The 15,161-nt window shown below is 35.6% G+C and carries 14 protein-coding genes and 2 pseudogenes; 9 read left to right on the top strand and 7 right to left on the bottom strand.

What is annotated here, in order from left to right:
* Positions 1-14: 14 nt before the first annotated feature.
* Together ACJZL1_RS00485 and polA are read right to left on the bottom strand one after the other, a co-directional pair.
* On the bottom strand, positions 15-1,145 hold the full coding sequence (locus ACJZL1_RS00485) for a hypothetical protein (RefSeq protein WP_419247263.1): 1,131 nt from the start codon (positions 1,143-1,145) through the stop codon (positions 15-17).
* A 49-nt stretch (positions 1,146-1,194) separates the two neighbouring features.
* On the bottom strand, positions 1,195-3,768 hold the full coding sequence (gene polA, locus ACJZL1_RS00480; protein ID WP_419247262.1) for a DNA polymerase I: 2,574 nt from the start codon (positions 3,766-3,768) through the stop codon (positions 1,195-1,197).
* Between the two features lie 635 nt (positions 3,769-4,403).
* On the opposite strand from polA, the gene ACJZL1_RS00475 reads away from it, so the two are divergent.
* Positions 4,404-4,565 (top strand): hypothetical protein, encoded by a 162-nt coding sequence (locus ACJZL1_RS00475; RefSeq protein ID WP_419247261.1) that lies wholly within the window; start codon positions 4,404-4,406, stop codon positions 4,563-4,565.
* A gap of 57 nt (positions 4,566-4,622) precedes the next feature.
* Here the strand turns inward: ACJZL1_RS00475 and ACJZL1_RS00470 are convergent, their stop codons facing one another.
* Together ACJZL1_RS00470 and tyrS are read right to left on the bottom strand one after the other, a co-directional pair.
* Positions 4,623-5,099 carry an SWIM zinc finger family protein gene (locus ACJZL1_RS00470; RefSeq protein WP_419247260.1) on the bottom strand — a complete coding sequence of 159 codons (477 nt, stop codon included), beginning with the start codon at positions 5,097-5,099 and terminating at the stop codon, positions 4,623-4,625.
* 68 nt (positions 5,100-5,167) lie between these two features.
* Complete coding sequence (gene tyrS / locus ACJZL1_RS00465; RefSeq protein WP_353285016.1) at positions 5,168-6,418, bottom strand: tyrosine--tRNA ligase; 1,251 nt, start codon at positions 6,416-6,418, stop codon at positions 5,168-5,170.
* Between the two features lie 26 nt (positions 6,419-6,444).
* Here tyrS and ACJZL1_RS00460 point away from each other — a divergent pair, with 26 nt between their 5' ends.
* Positions 6,445-6,594, top strand: coding sequence for a hypothetical protein (locus tag ACJZL1_RS00460; RefSeq protein WP_167347162.1), 150 nt, complete (start codon positions 6,445-6,447; stop codon positions 6,592-6,594).
* 68 nt (positions 6,595-6,662) lie between these two features.
* Here ACJZL1_RS00460 and rsfS read toward each other — a convergent pair whose 3' ends face one another.
* Positions 6,663-6,989, bottom strand: coding sequence for a ribosome silencing factor (rsfS, locus tag ACJZL1_RS00455; RefSeq protein WP_265026353.1), 327 nt, complete (start codon positions 6,987-6,989; stop codon positions 6,663-6,665).
* A gap of 258 nt (positions 6,990-7,247) precedes the next feature.
* On the opposite strand from rsfS, the pseudogene ACJZL1_RS00450 reads away from it, so the two are divergent.
* Positions 7,248-7,570: pseudogene (locus ACJZL1_RS00450) on the top strand (IS110 family transposase); the annotation flags it as partial.
* Positions 7,571-7,943: 373 nt separating this feature from the next.
* Positions 7,944-9,287 carry a DNA repair protein RadA gene (gene radA / locus ACJZL1_RS00445; RefSeq protein ID WP_419247259.1) on the top strand — a complete coding sequence of 448 codons (1,344 nt, stop codon included), beginning with the start codon at positions 7,944-7,946 and terminating at the stop codon, positions 9,285-9,287.
* Here radA and ftsY read toward each other — a convergent pair.
* Positions 9,274-10,185 (bottom strand): signal recognition particle-docking protein FtsY, encoded by a 912-nt coding sequence (ftsY, locus tag ACJZL1_RS00440; RefSeq protein WP_419247258.1) that lies wholly within the window; start codon positions 10,183-10,185, stop codon positions 9,274-9,276. The two genes, radA and ftsY, sit on opposite strands and share 14 nt — an antisense overlap.
* A 191-nt stretch (positions 10,186-10,376) precedes the next feature.
* Between ftsY and iscU the strand changes: the two genes are divergently transcribed.
* From iscU to hscA, 4 genes are read left to right on the top strand one after another with little or no spacing between them, the layout of a single operon-like run.
* Positions 10,377-10,760 (top strand): Fe-S cluster assembly scaffold IscU, encoded by a 384-nt coding sequence (iscU, locus tag ACJZL1_RS00435; protein ID WP_151808025.1) that lies wholly within the window; start codon positions 10,377-10,379, stop codon positions 10,758-10,760.
* A 12-nt stretch (positions 10,761-10,772) separates the two neighbouring features.
* Complete coding sequence (locus ACJZL1_RS00430) at positions 10,773-11,186, top strand: HesB/IscA family protein (protein WP_419247257.1); 414 nt, start codon at positions 10,773-10,775, stop codon at positions 11,184-11,186.
* On the top strand, positions 11,179-11,637 hold the full coding sequence (locus ACJZL1_RS00425) for an iron-sulfur cluster co-chaperone HscB C-terminal domain-containing protein (RefSeq protein WP_419247532.1): 459 nt from the start codon (positions 11,179-11,181) through the stop codon (positions 11,635-11,637). Before ACJZL1_RS00430 ends, ACJZL1_RS00425 begins: the two co-directional genes overlap by 8 nt.
* On the top strand, positions 11,615-13,372 hold the full coding sequence (gene hscA, locus ACJZL1_RS00420; RefSeq protein ID WP_419247256.1) for a Fe-S protein assembly chaperone HscA: 1,758 nt from the start codon (positions 11,615-11,617) through the stop codon (positions 13,370-13,372). The genes ACJZL1_RS00425 and hscA overlap by 23 nt, the downstream gene beginning before the upstream one ends.
* A 7-nt stretch (positions 13,373-13,379) precedes the next feature.
* On the opposite strand, the gene lepB is transcribed toward hscA, so the two are convergent.
* Entirely contained in the window at positions 13,380-14,126 is a 747-nt protein-coding gene (gene lepB / locus ACJZL1_RS00415) for a signal peptidase I (protein WP_320109927.1), read from the bottom strand.
* Between the two features lie 547 nt (positions 14,127-14,673).
* Here lepB and ACJZL1_RS00410 point away from each other — a divergent pair.
* Positions 14,674-15,152 (top strand): annotated as a pseudogene (locus tag ACJZL1_RS00410) (IS4 family transposase); the annotation flags it as partial.
* Positions 15,153-15,161: the final 9 nt, after the last annotated feature.

The raw sequence follows: 15,161 nt of genomic DNA, 5'->3' as shown, positions 1-15,161 counted from the left end.
ACTTTTTGGCAAACCTAGGTCTTACTTGATTGCTGCTCTATGGTCTCTTCCCTTCGTTTGTTTTCCTTTCCTGCCCAAGATCGATCTTGCTGCTCACTCTTTTCGTTTCCCCTGTTGTTTTCCTGGGAAATTTGCTCAGGAACAGGTTGTTGTTCACTCTTTTCTTTTTCTTGGGAAATTTGTTCAGAAACAGAGGTGCCTTTCTCAACTCCTGTAACTGGGGTTTTTAAAATATCATCAATGCCCTCGAGAATTTTTCCATTCAGTTTTGCTCTCTTTTCTGTATCATCTTTATCTTGTGAGCTAGGGTCATACAAAGTACCTTTTTTGTTATTTGAAAAAAGAACTCCCACTCCTCCTTTTATAGCAAATATTGCACCAATAGCAGCAACAACTACCGCAAGTGTAGTAGGACCAAAAATTGATATTGAAGCAATGGAAAAAAGAATAGGAAGAAAGATCTTACGTAAGAACGTTGTTACCATCTCTTCATCACTGAGTGGTGGTTCATCTTCCTCTTTTTTGTCTTTACCGAAAAATGGCACCTTCTCTAATAATCCGTCTTTAATAGAGCCAAGAGCGTTTTTAGGATCTACCTTTACTCCAAGCGGCCACCCGAGAAGCTTTATTAGTGAATCTTTAGCTTCTGTACCCCGTATATCAGCTACACACTTGGTTATTATTTGTTGTATTTTATCATTATTGAATTTCTCTTCTCTAGCTAAGCCTTGCTCTCTAATTTCTTTAAATACAGAAAGTAAAAACTGACAGAAATTCTCTTCACTTAGTAACTTTATATCTTCTTGATTAATATTATTGAATATACCTTCATGATTTTTTGATATAAAAGTAAAAATTTTCTTTTCATTTCCATTCTGTAATCGCTCTAATCGTTTATTTAATGACTCCAGATCACTCTGTAATTTTTGTTTTTCTTGATCTAAAAGTTCTTCTTTCAATTTCTGTTTCTTCTTTTCTATTTCCTGTTTCGTTTGCTTCTCTAGATTTTCTGGATTTCCTAAAGTATATAGGAAAGCACGATAGATTAACTGATGTTCCTCTTTTTCAAAAGTTTTCTCATCTTTGTTAGTTACCTGAGTAGGTAACTTTGGAGGTTTTGAACTTTTTACTTGTGGGCCTGTCATGGCTGACCTATTTGCATTTGCTATGTTCTATTCTAACATATTTTTCGTATTAGTTCAAATGATTTATACTCCTAGAATTCACGATGTTTAAGTCATAATTAAGGGAATTTAGACCCCAGTTGTCGCCAACTTTTATTTCTACTTCAAGTGGTACAGAAATTTCTATTGCATTTTCCATTATATCTTTCATAAGTTTTGCTGTTTCTTGTACCTTTTCGTCTTCTACTTCAACCAGTAGTTCATCGTGAACCTGGAGGATTATTTTACCTACTTTCAATTGGTCAAAAAGCTGAATCATCGCACGTTTTATTATATCAGCAGCGGTGCCTTGCAGTGGTGCATTTATTGCTGCCCTTTCTGCAAATTGTCTTACATAAGGAATTGTATTGTTTATGTCTCTTACAAAGCATCTCCTGCCAAACAAAGTTTCTACATAACCATGCAATCTCGCGATAGACACTGCTTTTTCCATATAGACTTTTATTTCTGGGTAACAGGAAAAATAGTAATTAATGTATTCAGCAGCTTCCGCAATGGTAATTCCAAGCCGTTTTGCAAGGCCAAACGGACTAATGCCATATATAATTCCAAAATTAATGGATTTTGCTTTGCGTCTTAATTGCTCATCTATTTCTTGCACTCCAAAAACTTGCCTTGCGGTGATATCGTGAATATCTTGTCCGTTTGCAAAAGCTTCTTTAAATGCTGCAACGTTTGCAACGTGTGCCAAGAGTCTCAATTCTATTTGTGAATAGTCGGCAGAAATTATCTTATGTCCTTTTGGCGCAATAAATGCTTGTCTAATGAGATTTCCTTCTTCGCTTCTGATAGGAATGTTCTGTAAATTAGGATTGCTGGAGCTCAGCCTTCCAGTTGCAGTTGCAGTCGTTGAAAAGCTTGTGTGTATTCTACCATCAATGGGATCAACTTGCTTTATTAACGCATCAGTGTAGGTGCCTTTTAATTTACTTAAATGTCGCCAATTTAAGATTTTACTTGCGATTTCCGCTCCTTCTGCTTCAAGCGCCTCTAGAACCTCAGAATTGGTGCTATACGACCCATATTTTGACTTTTTCTTTTTATTAAGCCCCATTTTATTAAATAAGACATCACTTAATTGTTTTGGCGAAGCAATATTAAATCTTTCCTCTGCTAAGTTATATATCTCACTTTCAAGTACAGCAATTACCTGCTGAAATTTATCGGACAATTCCTGTAATTTTTGTATGTTCAGTAATATCCCATTTTTCTCCATATCAAATATTACTTTCATAAGTGGCTTATCGAAGCGCTCGTAAATTGTGAACAATTTTTCCTGAAACAACCTTTGCTTTAGCTTTTCATGAATTGCTATTAAAGTTTTTGCCGAGAAAATTTCTGCATTTTCACTCAAATTATGCGCAACTATGTTTGGAATACTGTGATCATGCTTTCCTGTATCCAAGCTATACGACATTATCATCAAATCATCAACTGAATCTAGCATCTTCTCTACTGCAGGGAAGATTTTCCTGATCTCTTTAATGTTATGTATTATTTTAAGCACCCCATTTGAGAGTAAAGTTGAGTTAATTGTAATGAGTGCATCTTGTATGCTGTCTTGCTCTATATAAAAAATATTACTTTCGCTATAAGATAGACTTAATACATTGTTTTCAAGGTGGTAATGAATTACAATTTTGCCTTCATATCTACAATGCTCCAAAAATTTCTCTAACTCTTCACTACTATATTCTGTTTTCTTTTCTGTGCTAGATCCATTGTAAGAAAAAAGCTTTTCCATTTTACCTATTAAGGAATTGAATTCATACTTCTTTAAAAAGGATAATAGTTTCTCCATATTTGGAGAATGGACTTCATATTTTGCAATATCATGTTGAAGGTCTACTTTTTCGCATAGTGATAAAAGTTCTCTTGAAATTAGTGCTTTTTCCTTATGTTCGGTAAGAATATTACGAATCCTCGTTTGCTCGATGTTATCAATGTTCTCTATAATATTATTCAATGAATCAAATTCATCCAGTAATTTAGCTGCAGTCTTCGGACCTATTCCTGGAACACCTGGAATGTTATCAGATGCATCACCAGTTAGAGAAAATAAATCAAGAAGCTTGTTTGAATTTACACCAAATTTTTCTATTACTTGTTTTTCATCTATGTATATATTTTTAATGGGATCGAATATTAAAATATTGTGGTTCAAGAGTTGAAATAAATCTTTATCTGATGAAACGACTACCACTTTAAAGTCTTGGTGGTTGGCGTATTTTGCAGCTAGTGTTGCGATTATGTCATCTGCTTCATAACCTTCAATTTCTTCATAGCTGAGGTTAAAAGCTTCTACCGCTTCCCTCAGTATGGTAAACTGTGGAATTAGATCCTCAGGAGGCGTTACTCTGTTTGCTTTGTACTCAGGATATAAATTGTGCCTAAAATTCTTTTTCCCCACATCAAGTGCTATAGTTAAGTAGTCCGAATGGGCAATGTACTTAAGAACCATATTCAGAAAGCCATATACACCACCTATTGGCATTCCTGTTGTGGTAATTAAGTGAGGTAGTACATAATAAGCTCTGAAAAGAAAACCATAGCCATCGATGATTGTGAAAGTTTTTTCTTTCATTGTAGATATTTATGCGTGCTTTTGATGGTCCACTATTTAGCTGCGAAAATCAAGTTTTTGTTTTTCTGCTTTTGAGCGTTGTAAGAGATTTTACCGAAAATAGCATTCATGCATGGTTATACCAATTAGACTTCTTGCATAACCATATAACGAACTTTTATTGGGAATAGAAACAAAAAACTTACTTGACACCCTTCGCCAGCCCCCTTATCATGAAACTGAAGCTATTTATTTATCTTCTCTGTACAGATTAAATGACAAAAAAACTCAACGTATTTGGCGTCTCATGTTTAATTTTTTGCACTATGTGCATCTTATGTCTTTATCAAATTTCTAGGTTTTTACCTACACAAGCTGAAATACGCTTATAAAGCATTTAAAACATCAAAAAACGCCAACTTAAAAAATGGATAGTGAGTAACTAGCTACCCTAGGGTTTCTTTTGCCTTTTTTTCTGTTTAGTAAATTTCTTAACGTTTATAATTTAGATTAGTTGCGGTTTAAAAGCAGCTGAATCGCGGTTATTAAGCGTTTAGAATAAAAAAACGCCATACTTGAAAGTATAATGTAAGTAATTAGCCAACCACGGGGCTTCTTTTGCCTTTTTTTTCATTTGGTAAATTTCTTAAACATTTATGGCTAAACGACAACCGTCATCCCGCTGCTTGTTAGCTGATGAGATACCGCGGCGGTATGACGGTTCGCGGCGGTATGACGGTTCGCGGCGGCATGACATAGGACTGCTGTCGTCCCGCTACGTGTTAGCGGCTAAGAGATATCGCGGCGGTATGACATAGGGAAACCTTGCTTGGGCCAGCTATAGATTACCTGATCTCACCATCTTTCCAATCACTTTATACATAATTCTCGGATTTTGAAAACTTACTTTGAGTGAATTGCTCATATTCTTCATCCTCTAGTTCTTCAAAAATCTCTGGATGTTGGTCACCTAGACGAACAATTATTGAAATGAGCTCTTTGTTTGTTTTTTTAAGTAAAAACCTTTCAAGGAGAGTTTGTTTATCAACATATCCCGGGCACATAGATGATCGATACTCCTTTCTGTCAAGATCAATCAAAGTAAAACCCGTTGCAGCCATATGCTTACATGGACCAAAGTAACAGAATGCAGGACAGGAACATGTTCCACTGAAAAGAGGACCATCGTGCTTTAGTGTTACCTGATATTTACTTGACCCAACCACCTTTGATTTAGCGTGAGATTCATCAACAGATATGATCTGCACCTTTCCTTTGTTAAAATAATCTCTTCCGCTAGAGAGGTAGGGTTCTTTGATAAGACCTGTGATATCTTTATAATACAGTCTCATTTTTGCCTCCTTATTTCATATATAAAGCCCTCAATTTTCTAATATATCCTTTCTTCCATAAAAATTTATTAACCCACCACGACTTTTATATGGCGTTTCTTTCCTGCAGACAGTTTTATAAATGACCGACCTTTGAAGCTCTCGGAATTTATTATGTAGTTAACGTCGGTTATAATATTATCATTAACTTTGCACCCATTGCCCTGTATTAAACGCTTTGCAGCACCTTTGGACAATTCAAAACCAGTATCGTGTAACAGGTCTACTAAGGATGTGCCGCTTGCAACTTGTTCTTTTTTTATGATGTAATCAGGAAGTAGTGAGCTATCTTCATTTTCAAAAGCAGAAACTGCAGCAGATCGTGCAAGTTCTGCTTCTTTATTACCATGACATATTTTTGTCACTTCTGTTGCCAAAACTTTTTTTGCTTCATTTATTTCTTGATCCTTTAAAGATTCTAGTTTTCTAATCTCATCAATTGGCACATCAGTGAGCAATCTCAAAAAACGTCCAACATCTTGATCATCAACGTTGCGAAAATATTGCCAGTAGTCGTAAGGTTTTAGCATATCGCCATCGAGCCATATTGCTCCACTTTCAGTTTTGCCCATTTTTTTTCCTTGTGCATTTAATAAAAGAGGCGTAGTAAGGCCAAACAGCTCAGGTAAATTCAACTTTTTTCCAAGCTCAATTCCGTTTACTATATTTCCCCACTGGTCTGACCCTCCAATCTGCAGACGACAATCATATTTTTTGTTTAATTCAGTAAAGTCGTAAGCTTGCAATAGCATGTAATTGAATTCTAAGAAGCTTAAGGTTTGCTCTCTATCCAGCCTAGTTTTCACACTATCAAAACTTAGCATGCGATTTACTGAAAAATGTATTCCTATATCACGCAAAAAGTCTATATATTTTATACTATCCAGCCAGTCTGCGTTATTTACTATAACTGCACCAGTCTTTCCATCATCGAAAGATATCATTTTCTCCAATGTTTTCTTTATACTAGATATATTTTCGCTAATATCCTTGATAGATAAGAAGCTTCTTGCTTTATCCTTACCGGATGGGTCGCCGATTTTCGTTGTGCCACCTCCAAGTAAAACTATCGACTTGTAACCAAATTTTTGCAGGTGGCGGAACATCATAATATGCATTAGATGACCAATATGAAGACTTGGTGCTGTGCAATCAAACCCAATGTATGCGACTATATGATTATTTTCGGATAATAGCTGATCTAACCCTTCAATATTTGTACATTGGTATAGGTACCCTCTTTCTTGGATAAAATTTAAAAACTCGGACTTGTGTTTCATAATCTTTTTAGTATGTTATTTTATATGTGAACATTGTCATTGAAGATATCGATGATGATGTCATTCCAGCGCGTGACGCTGGAATCCAGTTTTTCATGCAATTTCATCAAAAGCGTTGTATAGTGTGCTCGTTTATAATTAAGTTTTCTGGATCCCAGTGTCAAGCACTGGGATGACACCTTTTCTTGGGGAGCTATCCTAAAGGTGCGATACTTATACAGTTGTACTTGAATGGCCCAGGCAATCAATTCCACAGTTCTTCTATTTTATAATACTCCCTTACTTCTGACCTGAATATGTGAACCATTATGCCTTGAAAATTCAAAACCACCCAATTGCCTTCATCCATACCTTCTACATCTATTTTATCATGTCGCTCGAGACTTTTTATTACGTGTTCAGCTAACGCTTTCACATGGCGACTTGAATCACCAGATGCAATAATCATATATTTTGCAATAATGGTTCTATTCTGCACATCGAAAGTAACTATATCGTGACCTTTATTTTGATCTATTATACTTACAATCATGCTTTTTATTGATTCTGTATCACTGGATACATTAGTCATCATCTTAAATTATTTAATTTGCTTATAATTATACACTCAAAATCTCTAAATATGAACTTGTATCTTTATGATGTAAGGTATTAGAGCTAAAATATCTTGCAGGGAAGGGTGAAGCCGGATGTGAACTAACGCCAATAAGGCCGAAAATTAGATTTTGCTCTCCTTCCAATAGAGTTAAAAGACTGAACAGTATCTTTGAAATTATATCCCGTATTTACAAGAACTCTCAATTTTGTTTATAGTCTTGGAGGCGGTTTTATGCAAACAAATGCTATTTTAGTTATAGATATTGCTAAACAAAAATTTGATGCTTGTTTGTTGGTAGGCAGCAAAAAACGACATAAAGTTTTTCACAACAACCAAGATGGTTTTGAAAAGCTTGTGACTTGGTGCAATAATCATGGAGCAGAGCTTATTCATCTGTGTCTTGAAGCAACAGGTTGTTATAGTGAAAAATTTTATGTATGACCTGGGACATAATGTAAGTGCCAGCCCAAATCAAAGCTTTTGGCAAAAGTGAGCTACTTAGAAATAAAACAGATAGATCAGATGCTGCTATGATCGCTAGGTTTTGTATTGCTTTTCCTTGTAAAAATTTGGCTTATCTTTATATCAGCTCATTCAAACAGCATTAACATGACTTATGCCTTTTTTTGGATGTAGAAATTTTCTAGGAATTGTCTTCTTGAATTCTATGGTATTTTGTTTAACATTGAAACAAGATTCCAGTGTCAAGCACTGGAATGACAGGAGAAGGGGCTACTTAGATGACAGGAGAAGAGGCTACTTAGATCCTGGAGGGAAGCGTGCGTGCAATTATTGTGCATGAATTTAAATGGCACAACTTATGACAATTATCTTCGCACCACAACGTTTGTGAGACTCAGTGTTTAGATTTACTTCGCCTATTCAGCTAATTTTTATTACAATTATAACAAAATAATTTTGATTTTAATGAAAACTGTATATGTATGTCAATCCTGTGGTCACAGCACTGGTAGGTGGGTAGGGAAGTGTATTGCATGTGACAATTGGGATACAGTTGTTGAGGAAATAGCAGTAAAAACGAGCAAAAGAAGTATATCTGCGCCAATTTTAATAAAGACGTTATCGGGTAGCGAAATTATCATTCCAAGTCGTTTCCTAACAGGGATAGAAGAATTAGATAGAGTTTTTGGTGGGGGTATCGTTCAAGGTGCTAGCATTTTAATTGGTGGCGAACCTGGAATTGGGAAATCTACCCTTTTGCTTAGAATTGCAGCTAATGTTGTGCAACTTTCCTCTTTTGAATGTCTTTATGTATCTGGCGAGGAATCTTTAGAGCAAGTGAGTCTCAGAGCAAAGCGTCTTAAGATAAATGAACCTAAAATTAAGCTTTTATCTACAGTGTCTTTAACTGATGTAGTAGCAACAATAAAGGAAAATAAAAGTATTAAATTCTTAGTAATTGACTCTATACAAACAATGTATGATAGCAGAATTACATCAGCACCAGGAACTGTAACTCAGGTTCGTACTTGTGCACATGAATTAACCATTCTTGCGAAACAATATGGTGTTTCTCTCTTGATAGTTGGCCATATAACGAAAGATGGACAAATAGCAGGACCTAAAACCCTGGAGCATATGGTAGATACAGTACTATATTTTGAGGGTGAAAATAGTAATCAATATCGCATTTTGCGTACTATTAAAAATAGATTTGGCCCTGCAAATGAAATTGGTGTTTTTGAGATGTCTGAAGCTGGACTTGTGCCTGTTGATAACCCATCATCATTGTTTCTGATGGCCCATGACAGAGAAGTAGTTGGCAGCGCCGTATTTGCAGGAATTGAAGGTTCAAGACCAATTTTAATGGAAGTGCAAGCATTAATAGCAGGGACTAATATGGCAACCCCAAGAAGGGCAGTAGTTGGGTGGGATATTAATCGATTGGCTATGATCATCGCGGTGCTAAATGCTCGTTGCAAAATGTTTTTGCATGATAAAGAGGTATACCTAAACATTGCAGGGGGACTCAAAATACAGGAACCATCGGCTGATCTTGCTGTTGCTGCTTCCCTTATTTCAAGTGTAGTAAATTTACCGCTGCCAACTTCTTCAATAATCTGCGGTGAAGTTGCACTTTCAGGAGAAATTAGGAATGTCTCGCATGCTGATCTCAGACTAAAAGAAGCACAAAAGTTAGGATTCAAAAAAGCAATTATGCCTAAAAATGGTAATTACTCTTCTCATGATATTGAGATAATTAAACTTGGTCACGTAAGGGAATTAAGAGAAATTTTTAATTACAATTAAATAGTGCTTCAGCAAACTCTTTACTAGTAAACTCCCTTAAGTCCTCTATACTTTCGCCAATTCCTATAGCATATAACTTTATCTTATAGGCTTCTGCGAGTCCAATTACCACTCCACCCTTAGCAGTGCCATCTAGCTTTGTTACGATTAGCCCGGTAACATTAACCATTTTGCTAAATGCTTCTAATTGGCTATAAGCATTTTGGCCGGTAGTTGCATCAAGAACTAAAATAACGTCATGAGGGGCAGTGTCATCCAATTTCTTTATCGTTCTATATATTTTTGATAATTCCTCCATAAGGTTCACATTATTTTGCAGCCTTCCTGCTGTGTCAATTAGAACAACATCAACGTTATCTTTTATAGCTTGACTTACAGCTCTATATGCCACACTTGCAGAGTCGCTACCGTACTCTCCAGTAACGATAGAACAACCAGAGCGTTCTGCCCAAATATTTAACTGCTCACTAGCAGCCGCTCTAAATGTGTCGCATGCAACAAGCATAACGGACTTTCCCATCTCCTTATATTTATATGCGAGTTTACCTATAGTTGTGGTTTTACCATTACCATTTACTCCGCACACCATTATTATATGTGGTTTTTTATTTAAAATTAACGGCTGCACAACAGGGTTTAATATCGCTTCTATCTCGTTCATTAACTGCCGTGTGATAATGTTATGCTCAACTTCCTTGTCAAATTTGATGCTTGTGAGCCTATCGATAATCAACTTAGAAGTTTTATGACCAATGTCCATGCTAATTAGCAATTCTTCTAGCTCATCCAAAAGCGACTGATCTAATTTTTTTTTGCCAGAAAAAATACTTTTCACTCCATCGCTAAAGCGAGAAGAAGTTTTTAACAGGCCTTTATAAAGGTTACCAAATAAACTCAAGGGAATACTCCTTTTTAAATTATAAACTTAATTACAATATAAAGAATGACATGTAATACGTGTATTTGTAAAGTAAAATGCACTCACTTTGCGGGTATTTCGTGAGTAAAATATACCGTTTGCTAGTGTATTTTACTTTAGTTTTTAACTTAAATGTGTTATAATAAATGTAGTGGTTTATAGGTAATTTTATGAGTTATAATGAGAAAATATTAGATCATTACGAAAATCCAAGGAATGTTGGCTCTCTGGATAAAAATGATCCAAGTGTTGGTACTGGTTTAGTTGGTGCACCATCGTGCGGTGATGTAATGAAATTGCAGATAAAGGTCAATGACAAAGGTGTTATTGAAGATGCAAAATTTAAAACTTTTGGTTGTGGTTCTGCCATTGCTTCAAGTTCCTTGTTAACAGAGATGATAAAGGGAAGAACCATCAGTGACGTTACACAGATAAAGAATACTCAAATAGTGGAAGAGTTGTCTTTACCTCCAGTGAAGATACACTGTTCGGTACTTGCTGAAGATGCTATAAAGGCTGCTATTCATGACTATCAAAGTAAACAAAAGAATTAAGAAGCTACGAACATGGGTGAATATCAAGAAGTAGGCGGAGGTGAAACTGTAAAAAAGAATAAAAAACTTATCACTATAACTGCGGAAGCAGTAGAAAGGATAAGGTATTTATTGGATCAAAAAAAGCATGCTAACCTTGAGAAATCAGAAGAAGCAATAGGAATAAGAGTGCTAATTAAACAAAAAGGATGTTCTGGTTTAAAATATGATATTGAATATGCATATGATACTCGTCCTTTAGAGTCGATAATTGAGGAAACCTGTAGTGATGACCAAAAAGTTAAAGTGTTGATCGATCCAAAATCCGTCATGTTTATTCTTGGTTCTGAAATGGATTATGTAGAGGAAAAATTCTCATCTGGTTTTGTTTTCAAAAATCCCAATGAAAAAGGAAAGTGTGGTTGTGGAGAGAGTTTTCATGTCTAGCAGCTATTTTGCATTGTTTAAAATTGAACCAACTTTCAATATCAGCTTTGATGAGTTAGAGAAAAAATATATTGAGCTAAGCAAGACTGATATAAATGAAAAGCAGTCCAAAAATATGGAAAATATCAACAAAGCTTATCAAGTGCTAAAGTCACCACTAGAACGTGCCGAGCATTTATTGAATCTTTTTAATGTAAAAAATAAAAAGGATCATCTGAATTCTGAAATATTAAATGAATCAATGGAGGTAAGAGAGTACTTACTAGACTGCGACGACCTACAATTTGCAAGTAGGATGGTTGATGAAAAAATAAAAGGTTGCATTAAAAACCTAATTAACACTTTTGCTGTAAAGAATTTTGATGGAGCTGCTACACAAGTCTTAAGATTGAAATATTTATATAAGTCATTTGAGGAGGTGAAAAAGAATGCAACCAATTCAAATTTCTGAACCAAATTCAAGTGAAGTAGTTTTTGGTATAGATCTTGGTACTACCAATTCTTTAATTGCCATGGTAAATAAAGCTGGCAATGCAGAAATATTTAAAGATGAGCAAGGAAGAGAGCTACTGCCTTCTGTTATTTCATATGAAGATAATACATTGAAAACTGGCTGTAACGTCGGTCGAAATGCAATCTACTCAATAAAGCGTTTAATGGGTAAAAGTGTTGAAGAATTAAATAAAGAAGGCCTCAATTTTGAAATAGATAACGAAAGTGAAAAAGTTATTAGAGTAAAATGCGCAGAGGAAAAGTATCTTACTCCTGTTGAGATTTCTGCTGAGATATTAAAAGCTTTATGTGAGAGGGTAAAAAAGTCTAAGGGGCTGGAAGTAAAAAAAGCAGTGATTACTGTGCCAGCTTACTTTGACGATTCAGCACGTAACGCAACTAAATATGCAGCAAAATTAGCTGGAATAGAAGTTCTTCGCCTCGTTAACGAGCCAACCGCTGCAGCGCTTTCTTACTCTATTGAAAAGAACAATAACAGTGGAATATATGCAGTTTATGACCTTGGTGGTGGAACATTTGATATTTCGATATTGAAATTGCATCAAGGAGTGTTTCAAGTTCTTGCGGTTGGTGGTGACACCAAACTCGGCGGTGATGATTTTGATCATCTTCTGAGTTCAATTGTGCTTAATAAGTATAGAGAAAAGACTGGAGAAACCCCTAAGCAACTAAATTCCTTACTTATCGAATCACGCTCTGTGAAAGAGTACCTAAGCAATCACACTATGGGTATCTTCGAATTTAATGTTAACGGCAAGTCATTTAAATGCGAAATTACTAGAGAAGAATTCGAGCCGGCAATAAGTCCTTTAGTTAATAGGACTATCAATATAGTCACTCGTACTATAAGTGATATAGATCTTAAAATTGATGATATAAAAGGAGTAATTTTAGTTGGTGGTGCAACTAGAACACCATTGGTTCAAAATTCACTAGTCAAACTCTTTGGAAATAAAGTACTGAATGACGTGGATCCAGATAAAGCAGTTGCCATTGGGGCAGCCCTGCAGGCTCACGATTTAACTTCGAGCTCAAAAGATAGGAATATTCTCCTGGATGTTCTACCTTTATCACTTGGCATAGAAACTATGGGAGGCATAGTTGAAAAAATCATACCAAGAAATACGCCACTACCAGTTTCAGAAACAAAAGAGTTTACAACTTATGTTGATGGGCAAACAGCAATGAAAATTCACGTTTGTCAGGGAGAACGTGAAATGATAGAGGATAACAAATCTCTAGCGCAGTTTGAACTAAAAGGTATACCGCCACTGCCTGCAGGTTCTGCAAGAATTGAAATAGAATTCACAGTTAACGTTGACGGAATCTTGACTGTTACTGCAAGAGAAAAAGCTACTGGAATTGAGCAGACAGTTGAAGTAAATTCAAGTTTTGGCTTGAGTGAAGCTGATATTCAAAATATGGTTGACCAGTCAATAAACAGCTTTGATGAAGATATGAAGGCTCGTTCCCTTGCAGGCGCTAAAATTAATGGAAATAAACTCATACACTTGGTTGAAAACAATAATAACTTTTCCACTGATCAAAAGTTGAAAAACCTATTACAAAACGCAAAAGACGCTTTACAAGGCAATGACTTGAATGAAATTAACAACGCTATCGCCGAGTTAGAAAATTCCTCTTTAGAGTTGTGTGAATTAACAAATAGGTAGAAAAAGCTTACACAACCTTGTGCAATACCCTATTTAATCTCAGAGCAACAGGTAACCTGAAATTAAATGGTAACCAATCGATCTTTCCCAATTTAAACGATAAACCAACTATGCTTACACGCCCAATGATATTTTCCATTGGTACAAAACCAACTTCAGGAAACCTACTATCTAAAGAATTATTTCTATTGTCTCCCATAACAAAAAATTGATCGTTAGGTACATAATAAACCGGAGTGTTATATGATAGCTTATTAGAAATGTTATCTATCAAAATCTCATGCTCCTTGCCACTTAAAAGCGTTTCTATATATCTTGGTATGTTACGATTTGACTCATAATCAAAAAAACTTTCAATTTGCCTTCGCTCTACTTTCTGATCATTTAGGTATAATTCTCCCTCTATCATTTGCACTTTGTCGCCCGGTGTTCCTATTACCCGCTTAACAAATCGGATACTGTCGTTTTTTGTGGGTTTGAAAACTACTATGTCGCCACGCTTTGGAGGGGTGTAAAAAATCCTGCCGCTAAAAATGTTTGGAGAAAATGGAAAGGAGTGTTTACTGTAACCATATGAGTATTTACTAGTAAAAATGTAATCCCCTTCAAGTAGGGTGCTTTTCATTGAACCAGAAGGTATATGAAATGGCTCGAATAAAAAACTACGTATTGATAGCGCAATTAGTAGTAAAAAAAACAATGAAGATAAAAATCTTCCCGTTCTTATCACCCAGTTTTTGCTTAGTCCTTCCAACTTTGTTTTTCTTATAAATTAAGCTTATTATAATACATAAATTAAAAAATGGTAATATGAAATTTTACTTGTGAATGTTATTCCTCTATTCAAAACAATTTTGAAAAGGCGGTTCATTTCTTTCAACGGTGTCATCCAAGTAGCGTGACACATAACTGTACGAACATTGCAATTTGCAGGTAGGCAGATGAAAGTAGCTGACACTAGAATCCAGCCTTCCTGCAATCTCATCGAAAACGTTGTTTTTTAACAACCACTTTTTATGCTAGTTTGCTTGTAAGCAAGCAAACTGATTTGGTGAGTATAAAAGTATAGCTAACGCGAGCTCTACGTCATACCGCCACGGTATCTCTTAGCATAGATCTCGCTAACAAGTAGCAACTGTTCAGCCAATGGCGTCAACTTAAGGGAAAATATCAGTGATTGTGTATAAAACTTCTCTCTAAATTTTTCACCATTAAATTACCCAAAAGCTGCAATAAACAGCACTTTTGTTTCTGTTTTATTTCAACAAAGAAGTCTAAAATATGTCCTTTTTAGGTGAAACATGCAAAAAGGAAAAAATCTTATTCTACAAATTAAAAATATAATATACTCGAAAGCTTTTCAGAGAATCCATTGTGTTGAGTTTCACACGAACAAGCTTTTACGACAGTATTTTCTATGATTTTAAAGTTAATTAAGAAAAGTTTAGGAATAGAATGTGAGCTCATTAAGTTCCACCCTCAAAGCAAGCTTTTTCTAAAGCAAGATATAAATACAGGTTTTAAAGAATTTAAGCATCCAAACAGCCTATCAAGATGAGCCTGAGCTGGAGAGGCTATAGGTTTATTGCAGCAGATGGTTCTGGTATTCAACTCTGAAGAAATCGTATCCGAGTTTGAACCAAATGGAACAACAAGCACCGCTAGCAATTTGTTCGTTGATTTGTGTACTTTGCTAATTTGTAGTGCTCGTCTTGCAGCTTGGGAGCAAACGTTGGCAGAGGAGAACGACTCACTCCCCCTTTCGATGTTCACTTCCCTTTTCGACACG

The organism is Wolbachia endosymbiont of Rhagoletis indifferens, from assembly GCF_048537595.1.
Taxonomy (GTDB): domain Bacteria; phylum Pseudomonadota; class Alphaproteobacteria; order Rickettsiales; family Anaplasmataceae; genus Wolbachia.
This window is presented reverse-complemented; position numbering and strand designations above follow the sequence as displayed.

What these genes read in the sequence shown, in the direction of transcription:
- ACJZL1_RS00485 (WP_419247263.1), bottom strand. Translation starts at nt 1,145, where the DNA reads ATGACAGGCCCACAAGTAAAAAGTTCAAAACCTCCAAAGTTACCTACT.
- polA (WP_419247262.1), bottom strand. Translation starts at nt 3,768, where the DNA reads ATGAAAGAAAAAACTTTCACAATCATCGATGGCTATGGTTTTCTTTTC.
- ACJZL1_RS00475 (WP_419247261.1), top strand. Translation starts at nt 4,404, where the DNA reads ATGGCTAAACGACAACCGTCATCCCGCTGCTTGTTAGCTGATGAGATA.
- ACJZL1_RS00470 (WP_419247260.1), bottom strand. Translation starts at nt 5,099, where the DNA reads ATGAGACTGTATTATAAAGATATCACAGGTCTTATCAAAGAACCCTAC.
- tyrS (WP_353285016.1), bottom strand. Translation starts at nt 6,418, where the DNA reads ATGAAACACAAGTCCGAGTTTTTAAATTTTATCCAAGAAAGAGGGTAC.
- rsfS (WP_265026353.1), bottom strand. Translation starts at nt 6,989, where the DNA reads ATGACTAATGTATCCAGTGATACAGAATCAATAAAAAGCATGATTGTA.
- radA (WP_419247259.1), top strand. Translation starts at nt 7,944, where the DNA reads ATGAAAACTGTATATGTATGTCAATCCTGTGGTCACAGCACTGGTAGG.
- iscU (WP_151808025.1), top strand. Translation starts at nt 10,377, where the DNA reads ATGAGTTATAATGAGAAAATATTAGATCATTACGAAAATCCAAGGAAT.
- ACJZL1_RS00430 (WP_419247257.1), top strand. Translation starts at nt 10,773, where the DNA reads ATGGGTGAATATCAAGAAGTAGGCGGAGGTGAAACTGTAAAAAAGAAT.
- ACJZL1_RS00425 (WP_419247532.1), top strand. Translation starts at nt 11,179, where the DNA reads ATGTCTAGCAGCTATTTTGCATTGTTTAAAATTGAACCAACTTTCAAT.
- hscA (WP_419247256.1), top strand. Translation starts at nt 11,615, where the DNA reads ATGCAACCAATTCAAATTTCTGAACCAAATTCAAGTGAAGTAGTTTTT.